This window comes from Pseudomonas sp. RL, assembly GCF_000647775.1.
In the GTDB taxonomy this organism is placed as follows: Bacteria; Pseudomonadota; Gammaproteobacteria; order Pseudomonadales; family Pseudomonadaceae; genus Serpens; species Serpens flexibilis.
Genome location: NZ_JBOY01000112.1, coordinates 1 through 26227, shown reverse-complemented (window position 1 = coordinate 26227; position 26227 = coordinate 1). Strand labels below are relative to the sequence as shown.

Sequence of the window (26227 nt, the reverse complement as noted above, 5' to 3'; positions counted from 1 at the left end):
CGCGCCGCCGAACGCGCGGTCAGCCGCCTCGGCGCGCGCGCCGTGCCGACCTGCGAGGTGTCGGTGCTGTTCTCGCCGGAGCTGGCCACCGGGCTGTTCAATCATTTCCTGGCGGCGATCGCCGGCGGCAACCTGTACCGCAAGGCGTCGTTCCTGGAGGGCGCTTTGGGCCAGCGGCTGTTCCCTGACTGGCTGACCCTGGACGAGCGCCCGCATATCCCGCGCGCGCTGGGCAGTTCCGCCTTCGATGGGGATGGGCTGGCCACCTATGCCAAGCCCTTCATCAAGGACGGCGAGCTGGTTTCCTACGTGCTGGGCACCTATTCGGGCCGCAAGCTGGGCCTGCCGAGCACGGCGAATGCCGGTGGGGTGCACAACCTGTTCGTCACTCACGGGAATGAGGACCAGGCGGCGCTGCTGCGGCGCATGGGCCGCGGCCTGCTGGTCACCGAGCTGATGGGGCAGGGCCTGAACCTGGTGACCGGCGATTACTCGCGGGGCGCCGGCGGCTACTGGGTGGAGAACGGCGAAATCCAGTTTCCGGTGCAGGAAGTGACCATCGCCGGCAACCTGCGGGATATGTTCCGGCAGATCCTGGCCATTGGCAGCGACCTGGAAACGCGCGGCACCATTCGCACCGGCTCGGTGCTGATCGAAAGGATGACGGTGGCAGGACGTTGAGTCGTCGGGGCCGGCCAGCGCCGGCCCTTCTGTCTTATTCGCCTTCGCCGAAGCGGTCGTTGATCAGTTCCACCAGGGCGTCGAGCGCCTGCTGATCCTGTTCGCCTTCGGCGTGCAAATGCAGCGGAGTGCCCTGGCCGGCGGCCAGCATCATCACCGACATGATGCTCTTGCCATCCACCAGGGCATCTGCCGTGTGGCCGACGCGTACTCGGCAGGGAAAACGCCCGGCAGTGGCGACGAACTTGGCTGCCGCGCGGGCATGCAGGCCAAGCTTGTTGACGATCAGGACTTCGCAGGCAGGCATGGGGCTTTCGGATTCCTAGGGCTTCTAGCGCAGGTCGCGATGACGGACCTGGACATTCTTCAGTTGGGCCTTCAGGGCCGCTCCCAGGCGCTCGGCCAAGTACACCGAGCGGTGCTGGCCGCCGGTGCAGCCGACCGCGATGGTGACATACGATCGGTTGCTGGCGGCGAAGCGCGGCAGCCACTTGTGCAGATAGACCGCGAGGTCCTGATACATCTCCTCGACCTCCGGCTGGGCGGCCAGGTAGTCGATAACCGGTTGGTCGAGGCCGGTGAAATCGCGCAGCTCCGGCTTCCAGTAGGGGTTGGGCAGGCAGCGCACATCGAACACCAGGTCGGCATCCACTGGCATGCCGCGCTTGAAGCCGAAGGACTCCACCAGGAAGGCGGTGCCCGGCTCGGGCTTGTTGAGCAGGCGCAGCTTGAGGGTGTCGCGCAGCTGGTAGAGGTTCAGGTGGGTGGTGTCGATCTTCAGGTCGGCCAGGTCGCTGATCGGCCCGAGCAGCAGGCTCTCGTCCTGGATCGCCTCGGCCAGCGACCGGGTGTCATTGGTCAGCGGATGGCGGCGGCGGGTTTCCGAGAAGCGCTTGAGCAGCGTCTCCTCGTCGGCGTCCAGATACAGCACATCGCAGTGGATGTGCCGGCCACGTACTTCTTCGAGCAGTTCGGGGAAGCGCTGCAGATGGCTGGGCAGGTTGCGCGCGTCGATGGACACGGCAACCAGTGGATGCAGCAGTTCGGTATGGATCAGCGCGCGCTCGGCCAGCTCGGGCAGCAGGCCGGCGGGCAGGTTGTCGATGCAGTAGAAGCCGCTGTCCTCGAGGACATCCAGCGCGGTGCTCTTGCCCGAGCCGGAGCGGCCACTGACGATGATCAGGCGCATGTCAGTGCCCGCCCAGTTCGTCCACCACGGTCTGGTAAAGCGCCTCGTTGCTGGCGGCGCCACGCAGGCGTTCACGGATGTCGGCACGTTCCAGCAGGCCGGCAATCTGGCGCAGCAGTTCAAGGTGCTCGTCGGTGGCGGCGGGCGGCACCACCAGCACGAATAGCAGATCGACCGGGACACCGTCGATGGAGTCGAAGTCGACCGGGGCGTCCAGGCGCAGGACGGCGCTGATCGGCGCGTTGCAGTTCGGCAGGCGGCAGTGCGGAATGGCGATGCCGTTGCCGAACCCCGTGGAGCCCAGGCGCTCGCGCGCGATCAGCGCTTCGAACAGCTCGCCGGCATCCAGCCCGGGCTGCTCGCGCGCGATCAGGTTGGCGATGAATTCGAGGACACGTTTCTTGCTGCCGCCCGGTGCGTTCACCTGGGAACGCCCGGGGGTCAGGATGCTTTCGAGTCGGATCATGGAGTCGGAGTCAGCGGACGGTGGCGCCCTGCTCCCGGTCGAGGCGCTTTTCCTTGGCCTTGATCAGTTGGCGGTCGAGCTTGTCGACCAGCAGGTCGATGGCCGCATACATGTCGGTGTGCTCCGCGTTGGCAACGACTTCGCCACCGGCGATATGCAGGGTGGCTTCGATCTTCTGCTGCAGTTTTTCCACCTGCATGATCACCTGAACATTGGTGATGCGGTCGAAGTGGCGCTCCAGCCGGGAGAACTTCTCCTCGACATAGCCGCGCATGGCCTCAGTCACATCCAGCTGGTCACCACTGATGTTGACTTGCATACCTGTTCTCCTTCTTGCCGTAGGGAGAGGACCGACCTCTGGTCGACCCTCCGAATCACTTTGACGCGCCAAGGGGTTCTGGGCATTGACCCTAATCATTCCGGCGCCGTTAAACAAGCCCACTGAACGTTTTACATCAGGCGCTTACGCTCGCTCGACGGCGCGATGCCCAGGGATTCCCGGTACTTGGCCACTGTGCGGCGTGCCACCTGGATGCCCTGTTCTTCCAGCAGGCTGGCGATCTTGCTATCGCTCAGCGGTTTCTTGGCGTTTTCCGCCGCCACCAGTTTCTTGATGATCGCCCGGATGGCGGTGGACGAGCACTCGCCGCCTTCGGACGTGCTGACATGGCTGGAAAAGAAATACTTCAGTTCGAAGATGCCGCGCGGGGTGTGCATGTACTTCTGGGTGGTCACCCGCGAGATGGTCGATTCATGCATGCCCACCGCCTCGGCGATGTCGTGCAGCACCAGCGGCTTCATGGCTTCCTCGCCGTACTCGAGGAAGCCGCGCTGGTGCTCGACGATCTGGCTGGCCACCTTCATCAGCGTCTCGTTGCGACTCTGCAGGCTCTTGATGAACCAGCGCGCCTCCTGCAGCTGGTTGCGCATGAAGGTGTTGTCGGTGCTGGAATCGGCGCGGCGCACGAAGCCGGCGTACTGGGGGTTCACGCGCAGGCGCGGCACCGCCTCCTGGTTGAGCTCCACCAGCCAGCGGCCGTTGTGCTTGCGCACGATGACGTCGGGCACGATGTATTCGGGTTCGCTGGACTCGATCTGCGAGCCGGGGCGGGGGTTGAGGCGCTGGATCAGTTCCACCACCTGGCGCAGCTCGTCTTCCTTGAGCTTGAGGCGGCGCATCAGCTGGCTGTAGTCGCGGCCGCCGAGCAGGTCGAGGTAATCGCCGACCAGGCGCTGCGCCTCGCTGCGCCAGGGGGTGTCTTCCGGCAGCTGGCACAGCTGCAGCAGCAGGCACTCGCGCAGGTCGCGGGCGCCGATGCCCACGGGTTCGAAATGCTGCACGCGGCGCAGCACGGCTTCGATCTCGTCCAGCTCGATGTCCAGTTCCGGATCGAAGGATTCGAGGATCTCCTCGAGGGATTCTTCCAGGTAGCCCTGGTCATTGATGCAGTCGATCAGGGTCGCCGCGATCAATCGGTCGGTGTCCGACATGGGCGCCAGGTTGAGCTGCCAGAGCAGATGGCTCTGCAGGCTCTCGCCACCGCTGGTACGGGCGGTGAAGTCCCATTCGTCATCGTCGTTGCTGGGCAGGCTGCTGGCGCTGGTCTGGTAGACATCTTCCCAGGCGGTGTCCACCGGCAGCTCGCTGGGGATGTGTTCGCTCCAGTCGTTGACCTCCTCGAGGTTCTCGACGCTGCTCTGGGTCTCCTGGTAGGTGTTTTCCGGAGGGGGGCTGCCGGCGGCGTCGTCACCGTCGGCGAGCGGATCGCTGTTGTCGAAGTCCTCGCCTTCCTCCTGCCGTTCCAGCATGGGATTGGATTCGAGGGCTTCCTGGATTTCCTGCTGCAGGTCCAGGGTGGAAAGTTGCAGTAAGCGAATGGCCTGTTGCAGCTGCGGGGTCATCGTCAGCTGCTGGCCCATCTTGAGAACGAGCGATGGTTTCATGGCAGACCTTGTGTTCCGGCGGGTGTTCGCCTGTCCCTGCGGCGCGCCGGGGCGCCGACCGCAAGCAATTTATATGCCCGGCGACGAATTGTATATCCCGTTGGTGTGTCCGCCAGTCGCTCTACAGGCGGAATTCGTGCCCCAGGTAGACTTCCTTGACCAGCTGGTTGGCCAGGATGGCCTCGGCGTTGCCCTCGGCGATCAGGCGGCCTTCGCTGACGATGTAGGCGGTCTCGCAGATGTCCAGGGTCTCGCGCACGTTGTGGTCGGTGATCAGTACACCGATGCCTTTGGATTTCAGGTGCTGGATGATCTGTTTGATGTCGCCCACCGAGATGGGGTCGACGCCGGCGAAGGGTTCGTCGAGCAGGATGAACTTGGGTGCGCTGGCCAGCGCGCGGGCGATCTCCACCCGGCGCCGTTCGCCACCGGACAGGCTCATGCCGAGGCTGTCGCGGATATGGGTGATGTGGAATTCCTCGAGCAGCCCTTCCAGGGTTGCCCGACGGCCTTCGGCGTCGAGGTCCTTGCGGGTTTCCAGGATCGCCATGATGTTGTTGGTGACGGTGAGCTTGCGGAAGATCGAGGCTTCCTGGGGCAGGTAGCCGATGCCGGCGCGCGCGCGACCGTGCATGGGCTGGTGACTGACGTCCAGGTCGTCAATCAGCACCTGGCCGTGATCGGCGCGCACCAGGCCGACGACCATGTAGAAGGTGGTGGTCTTGCCGGCCCCGTTGGGGCCGAGCAGGCCGACGATCTGGCCGCTGTCGATGCGCAGACTGACGTCGCGGACCACCTGGCGCTTCTTGTAGCTCTTGGCCAGGTGACGGGCAATGAGGGTGGCCATTATTCGCTGGACTCCGCGGGCTTCTTGCGTGGCTGGATCACCATGTCGATGCGTGGCCGGGGCGTGGTGACGTTGCCGTCCTGGGCACGGCCGGCGTTGACCACCTGGGTGCGGGTGTCATAGACGATGCGTTCGCCTTCGAAGGTATTGCCGTCGCGCACCACCTTGGCCTGGTCGGTGAGCACGATGCGCTCGTTGCTGGCGAAGTACTCGATGGTGCGTCCGTAGGCATGCACCAGCGATTCGCCGACTTCCGGCTGCTGCTCGTAGTAGGCGGGGCGCCCCTGGGCGGTGAAGGTGTCGATCTCGCCGCGGGCGTTGCGGGTGACGGTCACGGTGTTGCCGGTGATCTTCAGAGTGCCCTGGGTGATCACCACGTCGCCACGGTAGATGGCCTTGCCCTGGCGGTCGTCCAGCTCGGCGCTGTCGGCCTGCACGTGGATCGGCTGGTCACGGTCGGTGGGCAGCGCCCAGGCGCTGCAGGCGGCGGCCAGGCAGCCGAGCAGCAGAAGCGGTTTAGCGAACGTCATGTTGGCCTCTTACGTTGGACAGCAACAGCACCCTGCCTTCCTTGACGTAGGCTTGCATGCCGGTGGCGGTGGTCACGCCATCGGGGTTCTCGATGCGCACCGGCTGGGCTGTCTCGGCATATTCTCGCTCGGGGAATACGGTCAGGCGGCTGGTGGTCAGCCGGGTGAAGCGGTTCGGGGGAATGGTCTGCTCGATGCGCACGTCATCGATCAGTTCCACCTGGGTGCCCTGGGGGGCGACCTCGCCGCGCAGGCTGCGCACGCGCCAGGGCTGTTCGCCGGCGCGATGGATCAGCAGGTCGGGCTGGTACAACAGGTTCGTATCGCTGTCCCTGAGGTGCTCCAGGCGCTCGGAGGTCAGCTCGTAACGCAGGCTGCCATCGGCCTGGTACTGCCGCGAATAGGCGTTCTGCACGAAGAAGTCCACCGAGGGCGGTGGCTGCTCGGCCTGCGGTTGATCAAGAAAACGCTCCGGCGAGATGTTCCAGTAGCCGATGGCGGCGAACACCAGGGCGATGATGATCAGCGGCAGAAACGTACGCAATTTGCCGAGCATGGCGGTGATCGTCTCTTCAGAGATAGGCGGACTGGGCTTCTTCGAGGTTGCCCTGGGCGCGCAGGATCAGTTCGCAGAATTCCCGCGCCGCGCCCGCGCCACCGCACGCCTGGGTCACGCCATGGGCGTGCTGGCGCACGAACGGATCGGCGCTGGCGACGGCCATGCCCAGGCCGACGCGGCGAATCACCGGCAGGTCGGGCAGGTCGTCACCCAGATAGGCGACCTGCTCATAATGGAGTCCCAGCTCGGCGAGCAGTTCATCGAGCACCACCAGCTTGTCCTCGCGCCCCTGGTAGAGGTGCTGGATACCCAGGTCGCGGGCGCGCTTCTCCACCACCGGCGTCTTGCGGCCGGAGATGATCCCCGTGCGCACGCCGGAACGCATCAGCATCTTGATGCCCTGGCCGTCGAGGGTGTTGAAGGTCTTGAACTCGCTGCCGTCGGCAAGGAAGTACAGACGGCCATCGGTCAGCACGCCATCGACGTCGAAGATGGCCAGGCGGATCTGGCGAGCACGTTGCAACAGGCTGTTCATCACATCACTCCGGCGCGCAGCAGGTCATGCATGTTGAGTGCGCCGACCGGCATATGGTTGTCGTCGACCACCACCAGCGCGCTGATCTTGTGGTCTTCCATCAGTTTCAGGGCCTCGGCGGCCAGCGCGTCGGCGCGGATGGTCTTGCCGGGGATGGTCATCAGCGCGTCGATGCCGGCGTCGCGCACGTCCACGCCGCGATCCAGCGCGCGGCGCAGGTCGCCGTCGGTGAACACGCCGGCCAGACGGCCATCGGCTTCGGCCACCAGGGTCATGCCCAGGCCCTTGCGGGTCATTTCCAGCAACGCCTCGCGCAGAGGGGTCCCCCGTCGGACCAGCGGCAGCTCGGCGCCCTGGTGCATGACGTTCTCGACCTTCAGCAGCAGGCGTCTGCCCAGCGCGCCGCCCGGGTGGGAGAAGGCGAAGTCCTCGGCAGTGAAGCCGCGCGCCTCCAGCAGGGCGATGGCCAAGGCATCGCCCAGCACCAGCGACACGGTGGTGGAGGAGGTGGGCGCCAGGTTGAGCGGGCAGGCCTCCTGGCTGACGCCCGCGTCCAGGTTCACCGCGGCGGCCTGGGCCAGCGGCGAGGCGGGATTGCCGGTCATGCTGATCAGGGTGATCCCCAGGCGCTTGATCAGCGGCAGCAGGGTGACGATCTCGCTGGTGGAGCCGGAGTTGGACAGGGCCAGCACCACGTCGTCGCGGGTGATCATGCCCATGTCGCCATGGCTGGCCTCGCCGGGATGCACAAAGAAGGCGGCGGTGCCGGTGCTGGCCAAGGTGGCGGCGATCTTGCGACCGACGTGCCCGGACTTGCCCATGCCGACCACGACCACACGACCCTTGCACTGAAGGATCAGTTCACAGGCGCGGGTGAAGTCGCCATTGATGCGCTGCAACAGGGCTTCGATGGCTTCGAGCTCCAGGCGAATGGTGCGCTGGGCGGATTGGATCGGCGTGCTGGTCTGGTTCATGGCACAGGGAACCGCTGGAAGGAAAAGGCGGGATTATAACGACAAAGGCGGTGGCGCTCATCAGGCCGCGCGGAATGCTTTGATGTCTGGTCATCTATATGAATAGATGTCGAGATGTGTCATTATTCTGATATCAAATTAATGGCGCTGGCGGGCAAGGCTTGCGCTCCGAGTGGATGAGTCTGATGAGCGAATGGTTGGCGAATCTCAGTGTGACCTTGAAGCTGGCCCTGGGCTTCGGTCTGGTCCTGGTATTCACCGCGACGCTGGCGGTGGTCAGCTGGAACGGCCTGGACCGGGTGATCGAGCGCGGCGGCTGGGTAGCCCAGATCAACGAGCTGGGCGAGCTGCTGGGGCGGTTGCGCGCCGAGCGGCTGGGCTATCAGCTCAGCGTGGGCGACGAGCAGCAGGCCGAGCGGGTACAGCAGGCGCTTGAAGACTACAGCCGGCGACATCAGGAAGTGCTGCGGCATTTCCCTGCCGGTGAGGGTGGCGAGCTGCTGCGCGAGCAGGCAGGGCAGCTCGCTCTCTATCAGGAGTCCCTGGCGCGTATGCGCGAGGCCTATCGCGCGGCCTGGTCGGCGCGCAATCGCATGGGCGAGCTGGCCCGGGCCTCCTTCGTCGACATCCACCAGGTGCTGGCCGATGTGCTGTCGTTGCCCAGCGGGGCCGCATCACGCTTTGCGCGCTATCAGGCCATCCGTGACGTCAATGAGCAGCTGCAATTGGTGCGCTACGAGGTGCGCGGCTACACCGCCAACCCGACTACCAGAACCGAGCAGGCGGCGCGCGCCCAGTTCGTCCGGGCGTTCGATGCCATCGGGGCGGCGGCGACGACGTTTGGCGCCGACCATCGCCAGGCCATGACCAGCGTGCGGGCGCGCCTGGAGGCCTATCAAGGCGCGGTGGAGGCGTTTCGGGTGGCACACGCCGAGATCCTGGCTGCCCAGGAGCAGCAGCTCGGGCACGGCAACGAAATCGCCCGTCTCAGCAAGGCGCTGAGTGCCGATCAGTTTCAGCGTCGCGACCAGGAAACCGCCTCGGCACGCCAGGTGCTGATGGTCGGCGCGCTGCTGGCGCTGCTGCTGGGCGTGCTGTCCGCCTGGCTGATCACGCGACAGATCACCGGGCGCCTGGGCGAGACGCTGAAGGTCGTCGAGCGCATAGCGTCCGGCGATCTCAGCGAGCTGTCGCTGTCAGTGCGTCGCGACGAGATCGGCGTGTTGCAGCAGGGCGTGCAGCGCATGGGCCGGACCCTGCGTGAGCTGATCGGCGGCATCCGCGATGGCGCCGGTCAGGTGGCCAGCGCGGCGGAGGAGCTGTCGGCGGTCACCGAGCAGGCCCGGGCCGGTATCGGCCGGCAAAAGGACGAAACGGACCAGGTGGCTACCGCCATGCAGGAAATGTCCGCCACCGCGCAGGACGTGGCGCGCAACGCCGGGCAGGCTTCCCAGGCCGCTACCCGCGCCGATGCCGAGGCGCGCCAGGGTAGCCAGGTGGTGGTTGAGGTGCTGCAGCAGATCGAGCGGTTGGCCGCCGAGGTGCACCGCTCCAGCGGCGCGATGGCCGACCTGGAGCAGGAGAGCGACAAGATCGGTCGGGTGCTGGATGTGATCCGCGCGGTGGCCGAGCAGACCAACCTGCTGGCGCTGAACGCGGCCATCGAGGCGGCCCGGGCCGGAGAGGCGGGGCGCGGCTTCGCGGTGGTAGCCGACGAGGTCCGCACGCTGGCGCAGCGCACCGCCGAGTCCACGGCGGAGATCGAACAACTGATCGTCGCCCTGCAGGCCAGCGCCCACAGGGTTGCCGGTCAGTTGGAGAACAGCCAGGCGCTGGCGTTCAGCAGCGTGGGTTTGAGCGGCGAAGCCGGTGACGCGCTTCAGGGCATCACCCGGGCGGTGTCGAGCATCGAGACGATGAACCAGCAGATCGCCGCGGCGGCCGAACAGCAGAGCGCGGTGGCCGAGGAGGTCAGTCGGCGCATCGTCAGTGTGCGCGACGTCACCGAGCAGAGCGCAACGGCCAGCGGCCAGACGGCCGTGTCGAGCGTCGAGCTGGCGCGACTCGGTAATCAGCTGCAGGGGCTGGTCAGTCGCTTTCGGTTGTGAGCCGCCGGCCCCGTCAGGAAATCTCGATCTGGTAGCGGAAGGTGTCGGCGGCGGCGCGGGAGACGCGGTACTCGATGGGCTGGCGATCGTAGCCCAGGGCCAGGCGTTCAATCACCACCACCGGATTGCCGGCTTCCAGGCCCAGGGTGGCGGCGATATCCGCGCCGGCCGGCTCGACGGTGAGGGTTTCCTTGGCCGAAGCCACACGCTGGCCGCAGGTTTGCTCGTAGAAGGGGTACAGCAGATTGCCGAAGGCTTCCGGCTGGATATCAAGCAGGGCGGCAAAGCGGGTCGCCGGTAGCCAGATCACCTCATGGAACAGCGGCAGGCCATCAATCAGGCGCAGCCGCAGCAAGCGGAGGGTTTGCTCGCCGCTGGCCAGCCCGAGGGCCTGTGCCACCGAGGCCGGCGGGGTTTCCAGGCTGCGCGAGAGGATGCGCCCTTCCGGTACCTGTTCGCCGCCTCGGAAGAAGCGCAGCAGCGAGCCGTCGAAATTCGGTCGGCGCAGGAAGGTGCCGCGACCCTGAATGCGTTGCAACAGGCCTTCCGCCACCAGCATGTCCACCGCCTTGCGCACCGTGCCGACCGCCACTCCGTAGTGGCGCGTCAGCTCCGCCTCGGTGGGAATGGCCTGGTCGGGCAGCCAGGTGCCGTCGGCGATCTTGTCCAGCATTTCGTCTTTCAGGCGCTGATAGAGCGGCAGCCGCTCGTCATGCCCCAGGCTCGCGTGGGCCATGGCCGTCCTCCCCGGCAGGAAAATCGCGCAACTCTACCACCCGGCGTGCGGTTGACAAGGTTTTACCGCTAGAGATATGGTCAACCGATCATCTAATCATATAGATGAATTAAGCACCCCCGCAGTGGGGCTTCGGCTTGAACAATGATCATCAAAGGTAAGCCGTGATGCCTTCATCCGCTTGTTCCGGGATTTCCGGAATCGATACCCATGCGCACATCTTCCGCCGCGACCTGCCACTGGCGAGCGGCCGTCGCTACAGTCCCGACTACGATGCCAGCGTTGAGCAGTTTCTCGCCCAGCTGGATCGCTGCGGGCTTTCCCATGGGGTGCTGATCCAGCCCAGCTTCCTGGGCACCGACAACCGCTTCATGCTCGAGGCGCTGCGTCGCTACCCCGAACGGCTGCGCGGAGTGGCCGTGGTCTCGCCGGATATCGACGACGCCGAACTGGATGAGCTGGGCGCGGCCGGTGTGGTGGGGGTTCGCCTGAACCTGATCGGCCAGCCGCTGGAGGATTACCAGGTGCCGCGCTGGCAGGAATTCTTCAAGCGCCTGGCACAGCGAAGCTGGCATGTCGAAGTGCAGCGGGGGTTCGATGATCTGGCGTACGTCATCCGGCCGATGATCGATGCCGGTGTGAACGTGGTGGTGGACCATTTTGGCCTGCCGCGCGGTGGAATCGACATGAACAATGCCGCCCACCGGGCAGCCCTGGCTCTGCTGGGACAGGCGCCGGTGTGGGTCAAGCTGTCGGCGGCCTACCGCAGCGAGAGCGATCTTGCACAAGCGGCTGTCGTGCTGGCGCAGTTGCGCCAGGCCTGCGGCGGAGTGGGGCGTTTCCTGTGGGGTAGCGACTGGCCGCATACCCAGTTCGAGGAGCATACCGACCATGCGGCGCAGTTCGCTTTCCTTGAGCGGCTGTTGCCCGATCCCGCCGAGCGTGCCCGCGTGCTGGTGGAAAATCCCGCCGAGCTTTTCGGCTTCCTGGCCCGATAGCCGCCGCACAGAGAGAATTTCATGATCAGCATGTTAGTGGTTGCCGCGATCGTCATCGCGGTGGTGCTCGGGTACCGCACCAAGATCAATATCGGCCTGTTCGCCATCGCCTTCGCTTACCTGATCGGCTGCTTCGGCATGGGCCTCAAGCCCGCCGAGGTGATCGGCATGTGGCCACTGAAGATCTTCTTCGTGATCTTTTCGGTGTGCCTGTTCTACAGCTTCGCCATTGTCAACGGCACGCTGGAAAAGCTTGCCGAACACCTCATCTATGGCTGTCGCCGCTTGCCGCACCTGCTGCCCTATGCGGTGTTCGTCGCCTCCAGCCTGATCGCCGGCATGGGCGCCGGTTTCTATACGGTGCTGGCGTTCATGGCGCCGATCACGCTGCTGCTGTGCGAGCGCACCGGCATGAGCATGATCCTTGGCGCGCTGGCGGTTAACTATGGCGCGCTGGGTGGGGCCAACTTTGTATCCAGCCAGAGCGGCATCATCTTCCGCGGCCTGATGACTACCGCTGGCGTGCCGGAAAGCGAGGCCTTCATCCACAGCTTCGCGATCTTCGTCAGCACCATGGTCGTGCCCCTGGTGGTGATTTCCGCCTTCGTGTTCTTCTCGCGCAGCGGCCGAGCGCTCAAGGACGCCAGCTTCGCAGCCAGCGTGCCGAGCCCGCTGAACCGTGAGCAGAAGACCACCCTGTGGCTGACCCTGGCCATGATGGCCATCGTGTTGGCCGCGCCGGTGCTGCACATGGCTTTCCCGGACAGTCCGACCTTTAAGCTGATCAACGCCAAGATGGATATCGGCCTGATTGCCAGCCTGTTCTCGGTGCTGGCGTTGCTGCTCAAGGTCGGTGACGAGCGCAAGGCCATGGCCGCAGTGCCCTGGGGGACGCTGGTGATGATCTGCGGGGTTGGCATGCTGATCGCCGTGGCGATCAAGGCCGGCACCATTGATGCGCTGGCCTCCTGGATCGGGGCCACCATCCCGCCGCTGCTGGTGCCGGTGGTGTTCGGTGTGGTGGCGGCGTTCATGTCGCTGTTCGCCAGCACGCTGGGGGTGGTCACGCCGGCGCTGTTCCCCATGGTGCTGCCGATCGCCGCGCAGATGGGGCTGGACCCGATGGTGCTGTTTGTCAGCATCGTGGTGGGTTCCCAGGCCACCGCCATCTCGCCGTTCTCTTCCGGTGGCAGCCTGATCCTGGGCTCCTGTCGCACCGAGCAGGGGCGTGCGGAGCTGTTCCCGCAGCTGCTGTTGCGCGCGGCGCCGATCGGTTTTGTCGCCGCCATGCTGTTCAACGTGGTGTTGACCTTCGCCTTCTGATGAGGCGCCTTCCGCCCGCCTGACTGTTGTCGGGCGGGCGGCATCCTTCGCTCCTGTGCTGTCGCCGCTTTCGGATCATACGTTCAGTGATGAATGTTTGATGAAGGTGGTATAGTGCGCGCCGTTTTCGCCGCCACCCAGGTGGCTGCCGAGAGGCGCTACAGGAGGTTGATGTGACTGACCACGAGCATGCGGTCGAGCTGAAGGGGTTGACCTTCCGGCGCGGCGAGCGGGCCATCTTCGACAACGTGGACCTGGTGTTTCCGCGCGGGAAAGTCACCGGAATCATGGGGCCCTCCGGTTGCGGCAAGACCACCTTGCTGCGGCTGATCGCCGCCCAGCTGCGCCCCGAGAAGGGCGAGGTCTGGGTCAACGGCGTCAATCTGCCGACCCTCGGTCGCGGCGCGCTGTTCGACATGCGCAAGCAGTTCGGCGTGCTGTTCCAGAGCGGTGCGCTGTTCACCGATCTGAACGTGTTCGAGAACGTCGCCTTCCCGCTGCGCGTGCACACCGAGTTGCCCGAAGAGATGATTCGCGACATCGTGCTGATGAAGCTGCAGGCCGTCGGCCTGCGCGGCGCCATCGAGTTGATGCCCGACGAGCTGTCCGGCGGCATGAAGCGCCGCGTGGCGCTGGCGCGAGCCATCGCCCTCGATCCGCAGATCCTTCTGTATGACGAGCCCTTCGTCGGCCAGGATCCGATCGCCATGGGCGTGCTGGTGCGCCTGATCCGCCTGCTCAACGACGCGCTGGGCATCACCAGCATCGTCGTCTCCCATGACCTGGCGGAAACCGCCAGCATCGCCGATTACCTGTATGTGGTCGGCGATGGCAAGGTGCTGGGCCAGGGCACGCCCGACGAGCTGATGAATTCCGATGATCCACGGGTACGCCAGTTCATGCAGGGCACCCCGGACGGTCCGGTGCCCTTCCATTATCCGGCGGTGGATTACCGCGCCGACCTGCTGGGAAGCCGCTGATGCGCACGAAGTCTCCCCTTGAACGTATCCGCCTGCTCGGCAAGGCCGGCCTGGATGTCTGCCAGGCCCTGGGTCGCTCGACCCTATTCCTGTTCCATGTGCTGGCGGGCCGCAGCGGACTGGGCAACGGCCTGCAGTTGCTGATCAAGCAGCTGTATTTCGTCGGCGTGCTGTCGCTGCCGATCATCGTGGTGTCCGGCATCTTCATCGGCATGGTGCTGGCGCTGCAGGGCTTCAACATCCTCAGTGATTTCGGCTCCGAGCAGGCCGTCGGCCAGATGGTCGCGCTGACCCTGCTGCGCGAGCTGGGCCCGGTGGTCACCGCACTGCTGTTCGCTGGCCGCGCCGGCTCGGCGCTGACCGCCGAGATCGGCAACATGAAGTCCACCGAGCAGTTGTCCAGCTTCGAGATGATCGGCGTCGATCCGCTCAAGTACGTGGTCCTGCCGCGCCTGTGGGCCGGTTTCATTTCCATGCCCCTGCTGGCCGCCATCTTCAGCGTGGTCGGCATCTGGGGCGGCGCCATGGTCGCGGTGGACTGGCTGGGCGTCTACGAGGGTTCCTACTGGGGCAACATGCAGAACAGCGTGCGCTTCATGGAAGACGTCGTGAATGGCGTCATCAAGAGCGTGGTGTTCGCCTTCGTGGTTACCTGGATCGCCGTGTTCCAGGGCTATGACTGCGAGCCGACCTCCGAAGGCATCAGCCGCGCCACCACCCGTACCGTCGTCTACGCCTCGCTGGCCGTGCTCGGCCTCGACTTCATTCTGACTGCCCTGATGTTTGGAGACTTCTGATGCAAAGCCGCACTCTGGAAATCGGCGTGGGCCTGTTCCTGCTCGCCGGCCTGCTTGCCCTGCTGCTGCTCGCCCTGCGCGTCAGCGGCCTGTCGGCGGTCGGCTCCGGTGATACCTACCGGCTCTACGCCTATTTCGACAACGTCGCCGGGCTGACGCCGCGCGCCAAGGTAACCATGGCCGGTGTGACCATCGGCAAGGTGGTCGCCGTCGACCTGGACAAGGAACGCTACACCGGTCGGGTCACCCTCGAGGTCGACCGTGCGGTGGACAACCTGCCGACCGACTCCACCGCCTCGATCCTCACCGCCGGCCTGCTGGGCGAGAAGTACATCGGTATCAGCGTCGGTGGCGAGGAAGAGGTGCTGCGCGAGGGTGGCGAGATCCGCGACACCCAGTCGGCACTGGTACTCGAGGACCTGATTGGCAAGTTCCTGCTCAATACCGTGAACAAAGAGGGCCAATGATGACTGTTCTGATCAATGCCGTTCGGCACACCCTCCTGACCCTGCTGCTCGGCTTGCCGCTGCTGGCCAGTGCCGCGCCCACCGCCCAGCAGGTGGTGGAACAGAGCGTCGAGCGCATGCTCGGCGACCTGAAGGCCAACAAGGAGCGCTATCGCACCGACCGCGAGGCGTTCTACCAGGCCCTGAACGAGATCCTCGGTCCGGTGGTGGATGTGCGCGGGATTTCGCGCAGCATCATGACCGTCAAGTACTCGCGCCAGGCCAGCGAGGCGCAGATGCTGCGTTTCGAGGACAACTTCAAGCGCAGCCTGATGCAGTTCTACGGCAACGCGCTGCTTGAGTACGACAACCAGGGTATTCGCATCCTGCCTGGTCGCCAGACCGAGCCGGATCGCGCCAGCGTCGGCATGGAGGTGATCGGCCAGAACGGCGTGGTCTATCCGCTCTCCTACACCATGGTCAAGCAGGGTGATACCTGGCTGCTGCGCAACGTGATCATCAACGGCATCAACGTCGGAAAGCTGTTCCGCGACCAGTTCGCCGAGGCTATGCAGCGCAATGGCAACGACCTGGACAAGACCATCGACGGCTGGGTGCAGGTGGTCGAGCAGGCCAAGGATAGCGCCGAGGCCCAGCAGGCGAGCGGCCGATGAGCGCAAGTATCCATGCCGAGTCCGACGGACGGCTACAACTTGCCGGTGTGCTGGATTTTCGCACCGGCCCCGGCCTGCGCGAGCAGGGTCGCGCGCTGATCCGCAACAACCAGAGTGGTGCGCTGTGCCTGGATCTGTCGGCGGTGGAGAAATCCAGCAGCGTCGGTCTGGCGCTGCTGCTGGCTTTCCTGCGTGACGCCGAGGCGGCCGGGAAGACACTGCGGGTACAGGCGCTGCCCGCCGACATGCGGCAGATCGCCGAGGTCTGCCAGCTGCTGGAAATCCTGCCCGCGGACGCCAGTGCGTGAGTCGCGACGTCCGGGCTTTTTTTGTATGATGCCCGGCTCGCGAGCCCAGGGCTCCGTACTATCCGAACGCGCCGAGCGAGGTTGAGATGCAGGCACTGGACGTTAAGAACTTTCTTGAAGAGCAACTGCCGGGCGTGCAGGTCGAAGTGGAAGGCGCGGGCTGCAGCTTCCAGCTGAACCTGATCGACGACGCGCTGGCCGCGCTCAGCCCGGTCAAGCGCCAGCAGCAGATCTACGCGCACCTCAATCCCTGGATCGCCGACGGCAGCATCCATGCCGTCACTATGAAATTCTACAGCCGCGCCCAGTGGGCCGAGCGCTCCTGAGGCGTCGACGCCGAGAGACCTATGGACAAACTGATCATCACCGGTGGCAATCGCCTCGACGGCGAAATCCGCATTTCCGGGGCGAAGAACTCCGCCCTGCCGATCCTGGCTGCCACCCTGCTGGCTGATACGCCGGTCACCGTGTGCAACCTGCCGCACCTGCATGACATCACCACCATGATCGAGCTGTTCGGTCGCATGGGCGTGCAGCCGATCATCGACGAGAAGCTCAGCGTCGAGGTGGATGCCAGCAGCATCCAGACCCTGGTGGCGCCCTACGAACTGGTCAAGACCATGCGCGCGTCGATCCTGGTGCTCGGCCCGATGGTTGCCCGCTTCGGTCAGGCCGAGGTGGCGCTGCCTGGCGGCTGCGCCATCGGCTCGCGCCCGGTGGACCTGCACATCCGCGGCCTGGAAGCCCTGGGCGCCGAGATCGAGGTGGAGGGCGGCTACATCAAGGCCAAGGCGCCGGCTGGTGGCTTGCGTGGCGGACGCTTCTTCTTCGACGTGGTCAGCGTGACCGGCACCGAGAACATCATGATGGCCGCGGCGCTGGCCAACGGTCGCACCGTGCTGGAAAACGCCGCGCGCGAGCCGGAAGTGGTTGACCTGGCCAACTTCCTCAACGCCATGGGCGCGCAGGTCAGCGGCGCCGGTACCGACACCATCACCATCGAGGGCGTGAAGCGCCTGGGTGGCGGTCGCTACAGCGTGATGCCCGACCGCATCGAGACCGGCACCTACCTGGTGGCGGCCGCCGCGACCCGGGGCCGCGTGAAGCTCAAGGACACCGATCCGACCATCCTGGAGGCCGTGCTGGCCAAGCTTGAGGAAGCTGGCGCGCACATTTCCACCGGCAGTGACTGGATCGAACTGGACATGAAGGGCAATCGTCCGCGCGCGGTTAACGTGCGTACCGCGCCCTATCCGGCGTTCCCCACCGACATGCAGGCGCAGTTCATCGCCATGAACGCCGTGGCCGAAGGCGTCGGCACCGTGGTGGAAACGGTGTTCGAGAACCGCTTCATGCACGTCTACGAAATGAACCGCATGGGTGCGCAGATCCTGGTCGAGGGCAACACCGCCATCGTCACCGGCGTGCCGCAGTTGAAGGCCGCCCCCGTGATGGCCACCGACCTGCGCGCCTCCGCCAGCCTGGTGATCGCCGCGCTGGTGGCCGAGGGCGAGACGCTGATCGACCGCATCTACCACATCGACCGTGGCTACGAGTGCATCGAGGAAAAGCTCCAGCTGCTGGGCGCCAAGATTCGTCGCGTGCCCAACTAAGGCCTTTGACGGGAGCCTGGCGCTCCCGTCGTCCGTTTCTCAAGGATTCACCATGCTCACCATTGCGCTGTCCAAGGGCCGCATTCTCGATGACACCCTGCCGCTGCTGGCCGAAGCCGGCATCGTTCCCACCGAGAATCCGGACAAGAGCCGCAAGCTGATCATCCCCACCAGCCTGGAGGATGTGCGCCTGCTGATCGTGCGTGCCACCGACGTGCCCACCTATGTGGAGCAGGGCGCCGCCGATCTCGGCGTGGCGGGCAAGGACGTGCTGATGGAGTTCGGTGGCCAGGGTCTTTACGAGCCGCTGGACCTGAAGATTGCCAATTGCAAGCTGATGACCGCCGGCAAGGTCGGCGCGCCCGAACCCAGGGGCCGGCTGAAGGTGGCCACCAAGTTCGTCAATGTCGCCAAGCGCTACTACGCCGAACAGGGCCGCCAGGTGGACATCATCAAGCTGTACGGCTCCATGGAGCTGGCGCCGCTGGTCGGCCTGGCCGACAAGATCATCGACGTGGTCGACACCGGCAATACCCTGCGCGCCAACGGCCTGGAGCCCCAGGAGCTGATCGCCACCATCAGCTCGCGGCTGATCGTCAACAAGGCGTCCATGAAGATGAAGCACGCCCGCATCCAGGCGCTGATCGAAACCCTGCGCGAGGCGGTCGAGCGACACCACGTTTGATCGGCCTATCCGCGTCATAGCCTTTTTCTCGGGCGTCCACGCGGCGGGCTTGATAGTCTAGCGACGCCCGAGCCACTGCCATTACGAGGCCTGCCATGACTGCTGATCTTTCCCTGCGTCGACTCAATGCCGCTGATCCGGAGTTCGCCCGACACCTGGATCATCTGCTGAGCTGGGAAAGCGTGTCCGACGATGCGGTCAACCAGCGCGTGCTGGAGATCATCGCCAACGTGCGCAGTCGCGGCGATGCCGCGCTGGTGGAATACAGCCAGCGTTTCGACCAGGTCGAAGCGACCTCGATGGCCGATCTGATCCTGCCGCGCGAGCGCCTGGAGCTGGCGCTGCAGCGCATCACGCCCGAGCAGCGCCAGGCGCTGGAAACCGCTGCGGCGCGGGTGCGCAGCTACCACGAGAAGCAGCGCCAGGATTCCTGGAGCTACACCGAGGCCGACGGCACCGTGCTGGGCCAGAAGGTCACCCCGCTGGACCGCGCCGGCCTGTACGTGCCGGGCGGCAAGGCCGCCTATCCGTCGTCGGTGCTGATGAATGCCATTCCCGCCAAGGTCGCCGGTGTGCCCGAGGTGGTCATGGTGGTGCCGACGCCGCGCGGCGAGCTCAACGAGATCGTGCTGGCCGCCGCCGCCATCGCCGGCGTCGACCGGGTGTTCTGCATCGGCGGCGCCCAGGCCGTGGCCGCGCTGGCCTATGGCACCGAGAGCGTGCCGCCGGTGGACAAGATCGTCGGCCCCGGCAACATCTACGTGGCCACCGCCAAGCGCCACGTGTTCGGCAAGGTCGGCATCGACATGATCGCCGGCCCGTCGGAAATCCTCGTGGTCTGCGACGGCCAGACCGATCCGGACTGGATCGCCATGGACCTGTTCTCCCAGGCCGAGCACGACGAGGACGCCCAGGCCATCCTGGTCAGCCCGGACGCCGCCTTCCTCGACCGCGTGGCCGCCAGCATCGCCAAGCTGCTGCCGACCCTGGAGCGCGAAGCCATCGCCCGCACCTCGCTGCAGGGTCGCGGCGCGCTGATCCAGGTAGCCGACATGGCCCAGGCCATCGAGGTGGCCAACCGCATCGCCCCCGAGCATCTGGAGCTGTCGGTGGAAAATCCCGAGCAGTATCTGCCGCAGATCCGCCACGCCGGCGCGATCTTCATGGGCCGCTACACCGCCGAGGCGCTGGGCGACTACTGCGCCGGCCCCAACCACGTGCTGCCCACTTCCGGCACCGCGCGCTTCTCCTCGCCGCTGGGCGTCTACGACTTCCAGAAGCGCTCGTCGATCATCCACTGCTCGGCCGAGGGCGCCTCGGCGCTGGGCAAGGTGGCCTCGGTGCTGGCGCGCGGCGAGTCGCTGACCGCCCACGCACGCAGCGCCGAGTACCGCATCAAGTAAGCCGCCGGGCGGAAAAGGCCGCCGGCCTTTTCCGCCCGATGTCAGCCGGTGGAAAACGCTGCGGCGCTTTCCACCCTACGCCAAACCGCATCCATTCGAGGAGAGAAGGGCGATGAACCGATTCTGGAGCCCTTTCGTCAAGGACCTGGTGCCGTACGTGCCGGGTGAGCAGCCCAAACTGGCCCGGCTGGTCAAGCTCAACACCAACGAGAACCCCTACGGGCCGTCGCCGAAGGCCATCGCCGCCATGCAGGCGGAGCTGAACGATAGCCTGCGCCTGTACCCGGACCCCAACGGCGAGCGCCTCAAGCAGGCCGTGGCCACCCATTACCGGGTGCGCCCCGAGCAGGTGTTTGTCGGCAACGGTTCCGACGAAGTGCTGGCGCACATCTTCCACGGGCTGTTCCAGCATGATCGCCCAGTGCTGTTCCCGGACGTCACTTACAGCTTCTACCCGGTGTATTGCGGCCTGTACGGCATCGATTTCGAAACCGTGGCGCTGGACGAGGCATTCCAGATCCGCGTCGACGACTACGCGCGGCCCAATGGCGGCATCATCTTCCCCAACCCGAACGCGCCGACCGGCCGCCTGCTGGGCCTGGCCGAGATCGAGCGACTGCTGCAGGCCAGCCCGGACAGCGCGGTGGTGATCGACGAGGCTTATGTGGATTTCGGCGGCGAGAGCGCCATCGCGCTGGTCGACCGCTACCCGAACCTGCTGGTCACCCAGACGCTGTCCAAGTCGCGCTCTCTGGCCGGCCTGCGTGTCGGCCTGGCGGTCGGTCATCCCGAGCTGATCGAGGCGCTGGAGCGCATCAAGAACAGCTTCAACTCCTACCCGCTGGATCGCCTGGCGATTGCCGGTGCGGCGGCGGCGTTCGAGGACCGCGACTATTTCGAGGACTGCTGCCGCAAGGTGATCGACAGCCGCGAGCGACTGGTCGGCGAACTGACCGGGCTGGGCTTCGAGGTGCTGCCGTCGGCCGCCAACTTCATCTTCGCCCGCCACCCGGGACAGGACGCCGCCACCCTGGCCGCCGGCCTGCGCGAGCAGGGCGTGATCGTGCGCCACTTCAAGCAGCCACGCATCGCCCAGTTCCTGCGCATCACCGTGGGCACGCCGGAGCAGAACCAGGCGCTGGTCGAGGCGCTGCGCGGAATGTGCGGTTGAGGTAGAGATTCGGCTGAAGCCGCGAGGCGGCCGCTTTTTGTGGGTGCGCCTTCTGTCGCGATGCTTTTAGTGCAATCCCGCTCAAACGCTCGCGACTGAAGTCGCACTCACCGCCCGCTGCGGTTCGTGGGCGCGGGCGTCAGGGGCGTTCGGTGCTGGAAGGGACCGGCGGGCGCAGGCCGACTTCCGCGTCGAGCGTCAGCGGCTTGCCGTTACGCAGGATCTCGATGCTGATCTGCTGTCCCGGCCGGGCGCGGGCCACCTGGTTCATGGCGCCGCGACCGTCGACGATCGCCTGGTCGTCCATGCGCAGGATCAGGTCGCCCGGCTGCAAACCGGCGCGCTGTGCCGGCCCGTCCCGATACACGCCGGCGACGATTACGCCGCTGCGCGCGCCCAGGCCGAAGGATTCCGCCAATTCGGGCGTCAGCGCCTGCACTTCGATGCCCAGCCAGCCGCGAATCACCTGGCCGTGCTCGGTGATCGACTGCATCACCTCCAGGGCCAGCTTGACCGGGATGGCGAAGCCGATGCCCTGCGAGCCGCCGGACTTGGAGAAGATTGCCGTGTTGATGCCGATCAGGTTGCCGTGGGCATCCACCAGCGCACCGCCGGAATTGCCCGGGTTGATGGCCGCGTCGGTCTGGATGAAGTCCTCGTAGGTGTTCAGGCCCAGCTGGTTGCGGCCGGTGGCACTGATGATGCCCATGGTCACCGTCTGACCGACGCCGAACGGGTTGCCGATGGCCAGGGTCACGTCGCCGATGCGGATGCCGTCGGAGCGCCCGAGCGGGATCGACGGCAGGTTGGGCAGGTCGATCTTGAGCACCGCCAGGTCGGTCTCCGGGTCGCTGCCGATCACCCGGGCCAGGGTCTCGCGGCCGTCCTTGAGTGCCACCACGATCTGGTCGGCGCCGCTGGTCACGTGGTTGTTGGTCAGCAGGTAGCCGTCATGGGTCATGATCACCGCCGAGCCGAGGCTCGACTCCAGGCGGCGCTGCCGCGGCAGGCTCTCGCCGAAGAAGTGGCGAAACAGCGGGTCCTGGTAGAGCGGATGGTCCGGCTTGCTGACCACCTTGGTGGTGTACAGGTTGGCCACCGCCGGCGCGGCGCGATCCACGGCGCGGGAGTAGGAGACCGGACCTTCCAGGGCGGGCAGGGGAAACACCGCCGGGGTCGGGGCACCGGACAGGCCAACCCATTCGGGATGCCGCTCGATCAGCAGCAGCGCCAGCAGCAGGCCGGTCAGCAGCGGCCAGCCAAAATAGCGCAGTGTCCTGCGCAGCTGTTGAGGATCGAGGGTGCGTTCGCCGAGCCAGCGCGGCATGGCGCGGCTCATGCGGCTGCGGAAGGTTTTGCCCTCGGCACGGGCCCGCAGTAGCGGGTGAGTGTTCAAGGCCCGCAGCAACGGTAAGATTCGCTTTCTCGACACGAGCGACCCCTCGATGAAGTCGCGACATTATACGGACGCGCATCGCAAAGAAGCAGCCGTCCGGCTGTTAAAAGGAACTGCCTATGGGTATCGACCTGTCTACTCTGGTTTTCGAAGCCGATCGTTATCTTGCTGCGGCGAAGATCGCCGATTACTGCCCCAACGGCCTGCAGGTCGAAGGCCGCTCCCGGGTGCGTCGGATCGTCAGCGGGGTGACCGCCAGCCAGGTCCTGCTGGATGCCGCGGTGGTGGAGGGTGCCGATCTGGTGTTGGTACACCACGGCTATTTCTGGAAGAACGAGAGCCCCTGTGTCGTCGGCATGAAGCAGCGACGGCTGAAGACCCTGCTGACCCACGACATCAGCCTGCTGGCCTATCACCTGCCGCTGGACGTGCACCATGAGGTTGGCAACAACGTGCAGCTGGCGCGGCGCCTCGGCCTGCAGGTGGACGGTCCGCTGGAGCCCGACAATCCGCGCTCCGTTGCCTTGGTGGGCCATCTGCCCGAGCCGATGAGCGCCGCGGATTTCGCCCGGCAGGTGGCCGTGGCCCTCGACCGGGAGCCGCTGCTGGTGGATTGCGCGCGCCCCATCCAGCGGGTGGGCTGGTGCACCGGGGGTGGCCAGGGTTACATCGACCAGGCGATCGCCGCCGGGGTCGACCTGTACCTGACCGGCGAGGCGTCCGAGCCGACCTTCCACAGCGCTCGGGAGAACGGCATCGGTTTCATCGCGGCCGGTCACCATGCCACCGAGCGCTACGGGGTGCAGGCGCTGGGCGACTATCTGGCGCAGCGCTTCGGCATCGAGCACCGCTTCATCGACTGCGACAACCCGATTTGATCGCTATATGAATATGAAACTTTGTTCTAGATGTCGGGATTCTTAGAAGAAACCCCGGGTGCTATGGTGCGCGCTCGCCCACGGCCCGTAGGCCGAAACCCCGCACGTGTGAGTAGTCATGGTCGAGAAACTGACGCACCTGAAGCAGCTGGAAGCGGAAAGCATCCACATCATTCGTGAAGTGGCCGCCGAGTTCGATAACCCCGTGATGCTGTATTCCATCGGCAAGGACTCGGCTGTCATGCTCCACCTGGCCCGCAAGGCCTTCTATCCCGGCAAGCTGCCGTTCCCGGTCATGCATGTGGATACCCAGTGGAAGTTCCAGGAGATGTACCGCTTCCGCGACCGCATGGTCGAGGAAATGGGCCTGGAGCTGATCACCCACACCAACCCGGACGGCATCGCCCAGGGCATCAACCCCTTCACCCACGGCAGTGCCAAGCACACCGACGTGATGAAGACCGAGGGCCTGAAGCAGGCGCTCGACAAGTACGGCTTCGATGCCGCCTTCGGTGGCGCGCGCCGCGACGAAGAGAAGTCCCGCGCCAAGGAGCGCGTGTATTCCTTCCGCGACAGCAAGCACCGCTGGGACCCGAAGAACCAGCGCCCCGAGCTGTGGAACATCTACAACGGCAAGGTGAAGAAGGGCGAGTCGATCCGCGTCTTCCCGCTGTCCAACTGGACCGAGCTGGACATCTGGCAATACATCTACCTGGAAGGCATTCCGATCGTGCCGCTGTATTACGCGGCGGAGCGCGAAGTGATCGAGATGAATGGCGCGCTGATCATGATCGACGACGAGCGCATCCTCCAGTACCTGACCGCCGAGCAGAAGGCGAGCATCCAGAAGAGGATGGTGCGTTTCCGCACCCTGGGCTGCTACCCGCTGACCGGCGCGGTGGAATCGACCGCCACCACGCTGCCGGAAATCATCCAGGAAATGCTGTTGACGCGTACCTCCGAGCGCCAGGGCCGAGTGATCGACCACGATCAGGCGGGCTCGATGGAAGAAAAGAAACGCCAGGGCTACTTCTGAGGACCACGCATCATGTCGCATCAATCCGAACTGATCAGCGAGGACATCCTCGCCTACCTGGCCCAGCACGAACGCAAGGAACTGCTGCGCTTCCTTACCTGCGGCAACGTGGACGACGGCAAGAGCACGCTGATCGGCCGTCTGCTGCACGACTCCAAGATGATCTACGAGGACCATCTGGAAGCCATTACCCGCGACTCGAAGAAAGTCGGCACCACCGGCGATGACGTCGACCTGGCGCTGCTGGTGGATGGCCTGCAGGCCGAGCGCGAGCAGGGCATCACCATCGACGTGGCCTATCGCTACTTCAGCACCGCCAAGCGCAAGTTCATCATTGCCGACACCCCCGGCCACGAGCAGTACACACGCAACATGGCCACCGGCGCCTCGACCTGCGACCTGGCCATCATCCTGGTGGACGCCCGCTACGGCGTGCAGACCCAGACCCGCCGGCACAGCTACATCGCCTCGCTGCTGGGCATCCGCCACATCGTGGTGGCCATCAACAAGATGGACCTGATGGATTTCGACCAGGGCGTGTTCGAGCGCATCCGCGCCGACTATCTGGACTTCGCCGAGCGCATCGGCCTGGATCGCCAGGCCAGCTCGCTGCACTTCGTGCCCATGTCCGCCCTCAAGGGCGACAACGTGGTCAACCGCTCCGAGCGTGCGCCCTGGTACACGGGCCAGCCGCTGATGGAAATCCTCGAGACGGTGGAGATCGCTGCCGATCGCAACCTCGACGACATGCGTTTCCCGGTGCAGTACGTGAATCGCCCGAACCTGAACTTCCGGGGCTTTGCCGGTACGCTCGCGTCGGGCGTGGTTCGCAAGGGTGACGCGGTGGTGGCGCTGCCCTCGGGCAAGGCGAGCCGCATCAAGTCGATCGTCACCTTCGAGGGCGAGCTGGAACAGGCCGGCCCCGGCCAGGCCATCACCCTGACCCTGGAGGACGAGATCGATGTGTCGCGCGGCGACATGCTAGTGCACGCCGACAACCGTCCGCAGGTCAGCGACAGCTTCGAAGCCATGCTGGTCTGGCTGGGCGAGGAGCCCATGCAGCCGGGGCGCAAGTACGACTTCAAGCGCGCTACCAGCTATGTGCCGGGGACGATCCCGTCGATCATCCATCAGGTGGACGTCAACAGCCTCGAGGAATGCGCGGCCAGCAGCCTGCCGTTGAACGGCATCGCGCGGGTCAATGTCAGCCTGGACGCGCCGATCGCCCTGGATGGCTATGCGGATAACCGCACCACCGGCGCGTTCATCGTCATCGATCGGCTGAGCAACGTCACCGTGGGCGCCGGCATGATCATCGCACCGGCAGCCGGCCATGGACATCAGGCCGTAGGCGGGCATGTCAGCCGTGAGGAGCGGGCCGTACGCTTCGGCCAGCAGCCGGCCACCGTGCTGTTCAGCGGCCTGTCCGGCGCTGGCAAGAGCACCTTGGCCTATGCCCTGGAACGCACACTGTTCAACATGGGGCGCGCGGTGTTCGTGCTGGACGGCCAGAACCTGCGTCATGACATCAACAAGGGTCTGCCGCAGGATCGCGCCGGCCGTGCCGAGAACTGGCGTCGTGCCGCCCTGGTGGCACGTCAGTTCAACGAAGCCGGCCTGCTGACCCTGGCGGCTTTTGTGGCGCCGAGCGCGGAAGGGCGTGAGCAGGCGCGGGCGATCATCGGCGCCGAGCGCCTGATCACCGTGTACGTGCAGGCGTCGCCGATGGTCTGCCGCGAGCGGGATCCGCAGGGTCTGTACGCCGCCGGCGAGGACAACATTCCCGGCGAGTCCTTCCCCTACGATGTGCCGCTGGACGCCGACCTGGTGGTCAATACCCAGTCGCACTCCGTCGAGGAGTGCGTGCGCGAAGTGCTGGCGCTGTTGCGTGCCCGGGCGCTGATCTAGTCCAGGCTGCATGAACGAACAGGCCCGCCATCTGGCGGGCCT

Annotated in this window: 29 protein-coding genes; 17 read left to right on the top strand and 12 right to left on the bottom strand. The window is 65.6% G+C overall.

All coding sequences use genetic code 11. The annotated features are described in order from the left end of the window. On the top strand, positions 1 to 681 hold a 681-nt coding region (locus tag AS93_RS0115535; RefSeq protein ID WP_027591467.1), incomplete at its 5' end, for a metallopeptidase TldD-related protein. 34 nt (positions 682 to 715) lie between these two features. Here AS93_RS0115535 and AS93_RS0115530 read toward each other — a convergent pair. From AS93_RS0115530 to AS93_RS0115485, 10 genes are all read right to left on the bottom strand, one after another. Further along, complete coding sequence (locus tag AS93_RS0115530; RefSeq protein WP_027591466.1) at positions 716 to 988, bottom strand: HPr family phosphocarrier protein; 273 nt, start codon at positions 986 to 988, stop codon at positions 716 to 718. Between the two features lie 24 nt (positions 989 to 1012). Continuing rightward, complete coding sequence (gene rapZ / locus AS93_RS0115525; RefSeq protein ID WP_027591465.1) at positions 1013 to 1870, bottom strand: RNase adapter RapZ; 858 nt, start codon at positions 1868 to 1870, stop codon at positions 1013 to 1015. 1 nt (position 1871) lies between these two features. Then, complete coding sequence (gene ptsN, locus AS93_RS0115520; RefSeq protein ID WP_027591464.1) at positions 1872 to 2336, bottom strand: PTS IIA-like nitrogen regulatory protein PtsN; 465 nt, start codon at positions 2334 to 2336, stop codon at positions 1872 to 1874. Positions 2337 to 2346: 10 nt separating this feature from the next. Then, the gene (gene raiA, locus AS93_RS0115515) at positions 2347 to 2655 is read right to left on the bottom strand and encodes a ribosome-associated translation inhibitor RaiA (RefSeq protein WP_027591463.1); all 309 of its coding nucleotides are present in this window, start codon (positions 2653 to 2655) and stop codon (positions 2347 to 2349) included. Between the two features lie 131 nt (positions 2656 to 2786). Beyond that, a complete protein-coding gene (locus AS93_RS0115510; protein WP_027591462.1) occupies positions 2787 to 4280 on the bottom strand; it encodes an RNA polymerase factor sigma-54 in 1494 nt (497 codons plus the stop codon). A 121-nt stretch (positions 4281 to 4401) separates the two neighbouring features. Next, positions 4402 to 5127: an LPS export ABC transporter ATP-binding protein gene (lptB, locus tag AS93_RS0115505; protein WP_027591461.1), complete on the bottom strand. Its 726-nt coding sequence runs from the start codon at positions 5125 to 5127 to the stop codon at positions 4402 to 4404. Beyond that, the gene (gene lptA / locus AS93_RS0115500) at positions 5127 to 5657 is read right to left on the bottom strand and encodes a lipopolysaccharide transport periplasmic protein LptA (RefSeq protein WP_027591460.1); all 531 of its coding nucleotides are present in this window, start codon (positions 5655 to 5657) and stop codon (positions 5127 to 5129) included. The genes lptB and lptA overlap by 1 nt, the downstream gene beginning before the upstream one ends. After that, positions 5644 to 6213: an LPS export ABC transporter periplasmic protein LptC gene (gene lptC, locus AS93_RS0115495; RefSeq protein ID WP_027591459.1), complete on the bottom strand. Its 570-nt coding sequence runs from the start codon at positions 6211 to 6213 to the stop codon at positions 5644 to 5646. Before lptC ends, lptA begins: the two co-directional genes overlap by 14 nt. A gap of 16 nt (positions 6214 to 6229) precedes the next feature. Then, positions 6230 to 6751: an HAD family hydrolase gene (locus AS93_RS0115490; protein WP_027591458.1), complete on the bottom strand. Its 522-nt coding sequence runs from the start codon at positions 6749 to 6751 to the stop codon at positions 6230 to 6232. Then, a complete protein-coding gene (locus AS93_RS0115485; protein ID WP_027591457.1) occupies positions 6751 to 7725 on the bottom strand; it encodes a KpsF/GutQ family sugar-phosphate isomerase in 975 nt (324 codons plus the stop codon). Before AS93_RS0115485 ends, AS93_RS0115490 begins: the two co-directional genes overlap by 1 nt. Positions 7726 to 7910: 185 nt before the next feature. On the opposite strand from AS93_RS0115485, the gene AS93_RS0115480 reads away from it, so the two are divergent. Continuing rightward, positions 7911 to 9833, top strand: coding sequence for a methyl-accepting chemotaxis protein (locus AS93_RS0115480; protein WP_027591456.1), 1923 nt, complete (start codon positions 7911 to 7913; stop codon positions 9831 to 9833). Positions 9834 to 9846: 13 nt separating this feature from the next. On the opposite strand, the gene AS93_RS0115475 is transcribed toward AS93_RS0115480, so the two are convergent. Beyond that, positions 9847 to 10569 carry a GntR family transcriptional regulator gene (locus AS93_RS0115475; RefSeq protein ID WP_027591455.1) on the bottom strand — a complete coding sequence of 241 codons (723 nt, stop codon included), beginning with the start codon at positions 10567 to 10569 and terminating at the stop codon, positions 9847 to 9849. A gap of 167 nt (positions 10570 to 10736) precedes the next feature. Between AS93_RS0115475 and AS93_RS0115470 the strand changes: the two genes are divergently transcribed. The 12 genes from AS93_RS0115470 (at position 10737) to hisC (ending at position 20967) form a co-directional block, all read left to right on the top strand. Beyond that, positions 10737 to 11567: an amidohydrolase family protein gene (locus tag AS93_RS0115470; protein WP_027591454.1), complete on the top strand. Its 831-nt coding sequence runs from the start codon at positions 10737 to 10739 to the stop codon at positions 11565 to 11567. Between the two features lie 21 nt (positions 11568 to 11588). Then, a complete protein-coding gene (locus AS93_RS0115465) occupies positions 11589 to 12890 on the top strand; it encodes an SLC13 family permease (RefSeq protein ID WP_027591453.1) in 1302 nt (433 codons plus the stop codon). Between the two features lie 173 nt (positions 12891 to 13063). Next, the gene (locus AS93_RS0115460) at positions 13064 to 13870 is read left to right on the top strand and encodes an ATP-binding cassette domain-containing protein (RefSeq protein WP_027591452.1); all 807 of its coding nucleotides are present in this window, start codon (positions 13064 to 13066) and stop codon (positions 13868 to 13870) included. Next, positions 13870 to 14667 carry a lipid asymmetry maintenance ABC transporter permease subunit MlaE gene (mlaE, locus tag AS93_RS0115455; RefSeq protein WP_027591451.1) on the top strand — a complete coding sequence of 266 codons (798 nt, stop codon included), beginning with the start codon at positions 13870 to 13872 and terminating at the stop codon, positions 14665 to 14667. Before AS93_RS0115460 ends, mlaE begins: the two co-directional genes overlap by 1 nt. Beyond that, positions 14667 to 15134, top strand: a complete 468-nt coding sequence (mlaD, locus tag AS93_RS0115450; RefSeq protein WP_027591450.1) for an outer membrane lipid asymmetry maintenance protein MlaD — start codon at positions 14667 to 14669, stop codon at positions 15132 to 15134. Before mlaE ends, mlaD begins: the two co-directional genes overlap by 1 nt. Before the next feature lie 8 nt (positions 15135 to 15142). Next, positions 15143 to 15787: an ABC transporter substrate-binding protein gene (locus AS93_RS0115445; protein ID WP_027591449.1), complete on the top strand. Its 645-nt coding sequence runs from the start codon at positions 15143 to 15145 to the stop codon at positions 15785 to 15787. Continuing rightward, positions 15784 to 16095 carry an STAS domain-containing protein gene (locus AS93_RS0115440; protein WP_027591448.1) on the top strand — a complete coding sequence of 104 codons (312 nt, stop codon included), beginning with the start codon at positions 15784 to 15786 and terminating at the stop codon, positions 16093 to 16095. Before AS93_RS0115445 ends, AS93_RS0115440 begins: the two co-directional genes overlap by 4 nt. Positions 16096 to 16181: 86 nt before the next feature. Beyond that, entirely contained in the window at positions 16182 to 16421 is a 240-nt protein-coding gene (locus tag AS93_RS0115435; protein WP_027591447.1) for a BolA family protein, read from the top strand. 21 nt (positions 16422 to 16442) lie between these two features. Beyond that, positions 16443 to 17708, top strand: a complete 1266-nt coding sequence (murA, locus tag AS93_RS0115430; protein ID WP_027591446.1) for a UDP-N-acetylglucosamine 1-carboxyvinyltransferase — start codon at positions 16443 to 16445, stop codon at positions 17706 to 17708. A gap of 52 nt (positions 17709 to 17760) precedes the next feature. Then, positions 17761 to 18393 (top strand): ATP phosphoribosyltransferase, encoded by a 633-nt coding sequence (hisG, locus tag AS93_RS0115425; protein ID WP_027591445.1) that lies wholly within the window; start codon positions 17761 to 17763, stop codon positions 18391 to 18393. A 95-nt stretch (positions 18394 to 18488) separates the two neighbouring features. Further along, positions 18489 to 19796 carry a histidinol dehydrogenase gene (hisD, locus tag AS93_RS0115420; protein WP_027591444.1) on the top strand — a complete coding sequence of 436 codons (1308 nt, stop codon included), beginning with the start codon at positions 18489 to 18491 and terminating at the stop codon, positions 19794 to 19796. A 112-nt stretch (positions 19797 to 19908) separates the two neighbouring features. Then, positions 19909 to 20967, top strand: a complete 1059-nt coding sequence (gene hisC / locus AS93_RS0115415) for a histidinol-phosphate transaminase (protein WP_027591443.1) — start codon at positions 19909 to 19911, stop codon at positions 20965 to 20967. A 139-nt stretch (positions 20968 to 21106) separates the two neighbouring features. On the opposite strand, the gene algW is transcribed toward hisC, so the two are convergent. Continuing rightward, the gene (algW, locus tag AS93_RS0115410) at positions 21107 to 22252 is read right to left on the bottom strand and encodes a Do family serine endopeptidase AlgW (protein ID WP_027591442.1); all 1146 of its coding nucleotides are present in this window, start codon (positions 22250 to 22252) and stop codon (positions 21107 to 21109) included. Between the two features lie 230 nt (positions 22253 to 22482). Between algW and AS93_RS0115405 the strand changes: the two genes are divergently transcribed. The 3 genes from AS93_RS0115405 to cysN all read left to right on the top strand — a co-directional run bounded on the left by AS93_RS0115405 (position 22483) and on the right by cysN (position 26185). Further along, positions 22483 to 23241, top strand: a complete 759-nt coding sequence (locus AS93_RS0115405) for a Nif3-like dinuclear metal center hexameric protein (RefSeq protein WP_027591441.1) — start codon at positions 22483 to 22485, stop codon at positions 23239 to 23241. 118 nt (positions 23242 to 23359) lie between these two features. Next, the gene (cysD, locus tag AS93_RS0115400) at positions 23360 to 24277 is read left to right on the top strand and encodes a sulfate adenylyltransferase subunit CysD (RefSeq protein WP_027591440.1); all 918 of its coding nucleotides are present in this window, start codon (positions 23360 to 23362) and stop codon (positions 24275 to 24277) included. A gap of 12 nt (positions 24278 to 24289) precedes the next feature. Then, complete coding sequence (cysN, locus tag AS93_RS0115395) at positions 24290 to 26185, top strand: sulfate adenylyltransferase subunit CysN (RefSeq protein WP_027591439.1); 1896 nt, start codon at positions 24290 to 24292, stop codon at positions 26183 to 26185. The last annotated feature ends 42 nt before the right edge of the window (positions 26186 to 26227 follow it).

Excerpts from the sequence above, each read along its gene's own strand:
- AS93_RS0115530 (WP_027591466.1), bottom strand. The coding sequence starts at position 988 with ATGCCTGCCTGCGAAGTCCTGATCGTCAACAAGCTTGGCCTGCATGCC.
- rapZ (WP_027591465.1), bottom strand. The coding sequence starts at position 1,870 with ATGCGCCTGATCATCGTCAGTGGCCGCTCCGGCTCGGGCAAGAGCACC.
- ptsN (WP_027591464.1), bottom strand. The coding sequence starts at position 2,336 with ATGATCCGACTCGAAAGCATCCTGACCCCCGGGCGTTCCCAGGTGAAC.
- raiA (WP_027591463.1), bottom strand. The coding sequence starts at position 2,655 with ATGCAAGTCAACATCAGTGGTGACCAGCTGGATGTGACTGAGGCCATG.
- AS93_RS0115510 (WP_027591462.1), bottom strand. The coding sequence starts at position 4,280 with ATGAAACCATCGCTCGTTCTCAAGATGGGCCAGCAGCTGACGATGACC.
- lptB (WP_027591461.1), bottom strand. The coding sequence starts at position 5,127 with ATGGCCACCCTCATTGCCCGTCACCTGGCCAAGAGCTACAAGAAGCGC.
- lptA (WP_027591460.1), bottom strand. The coding sequence starts at position 5,657 with ATGACGTTCGCTAAACCGCTTCTGCTGCTCGGCTGCCTGGCCGCCGCC.
- lptC (WP_027591459.1), bottom strand. The coding sequence starts at position 6,213 with ATGCTCGGCAAATTGCGTACGTTTCTGCCGCTGATCATCATCGCCCTG.
- AS93_RS0115490 (WP_027591458.1), bottom strand. The coding sequence starts at position 6,751 with ATGAACAGCCTGTTGCAACGTGCTCGCCAGATCCGCCTGGCCATCTTC.
- AS93_RS0115485 (WP_027591457.1), bottom strand. The coding sequence starts at position 7,725 with ATGAACCAGACCAGCACGCCGATCCAATCCGCCCAGCGCACCATTCGC.
- AS93_RS0115480 (WP_027591456.1), top strand. The coding sequence starts at position 7,911 with ATGAGCGAATGGTTGGCGAATCTCAGTGTGACCTTGAAGCTGGCCCTG.
- AS93_RS0115475 (WP_027591455.1), bottom strand. The coding sequence starts at position 10,569 with ATGGCCCACGCGAGCCTGGGGCATGACGAGCGGCTGCCGCTCTATCAG.
- AS93_RS0115470 (WP_027591454.1), top strand. The coding sequence starts at position 10,737 with ATGCCTTCATCCGCTTGTTCCGGGATTTCCGGAATCGATACCCATGCG.
- AS93_RS0115465 (WP_027591453.1), top strand. The coding sequence starts at position 11,589 with ATGATCAGCATGTTAGTGGTTGCCGCGATCGTCATCGCGGTGGTGCTC.
- mlaE (WP_027591451.1), top strand. The coding sequence starts at position 13,870 with ATGCGCACGAAGTCTCCCCTTGAACGTATCCGCCTGCTCGGCAAGGCC.
- mlaD (WP_027591450.1), top strand. The coding sequence starts at position 14,667 with ATGCAAAGCCGCACTCTGGAAATCGGCGTGGGCCTGTTCCTGCTCGCC.
- AS93_RS0115440 (WP_027591448.1), top strand. The coding sequence starts at position 15,784 with ATGAGCGCAAGTATCCATGCCGAGTCCGACGGACGGCTACAACTTGCC.
- AS93_RS0115435 (WP_027591447.1), top strand. The coding sequence starts at position 16,182 with ATGCAGGCACTGGACGTTAAGAACTTTCTTGAAGAGCAACTGCCGGGC.
- murA (WP_027591446.1), top strand. The coding sequence starts at position 16,443 with ATGGACAAACTGATCATCACCGGTGGCAATCGCCTCGACGGCGAAATC.
- hisG (WP_027591445.1), top strand. The coding sequence starts at position 17,761 with ATGCTCACCATTGCGCTGTCCAAGGGCCGCATTCTCGATGACACCCTG.
- hisD (WP_027591444.1), top strand. The coding sequence starts at position 18,489 with ATGACTGCTGATCTTTCCCTGCGTCGACTCAATGCCGCTGATCCGGAG.
- hisC (WP_027591443.1), top strand. The coding sequence starts at position 19,909 with ATGAACCGATTCTGGAGCCCTTTCGTCAAGGACCTGGTGCCGTACGTG.
- AS93_RS0115405 (WP_027591441.1), top strand. The coding sequence starts at position 22,483 with ATGGGTATCGACCTGTCTACTCTGGTTTTCGAAGCCGATCGTTATCTT.
- cysD (WP_027591440.1), top strand. The coding sequence starts at position 23,360 with ATGGTCGAGAAACTGACGCACCTGAAGCAGCTGGAAGCGGAAAGCATC.
- cysN (WP_027591439.1), top strand. The coding sequence starts at position 24,290 with ATGTCGCATCAATCCGAACTGATCAGCGAGGACATCCTCGCCTACCTG.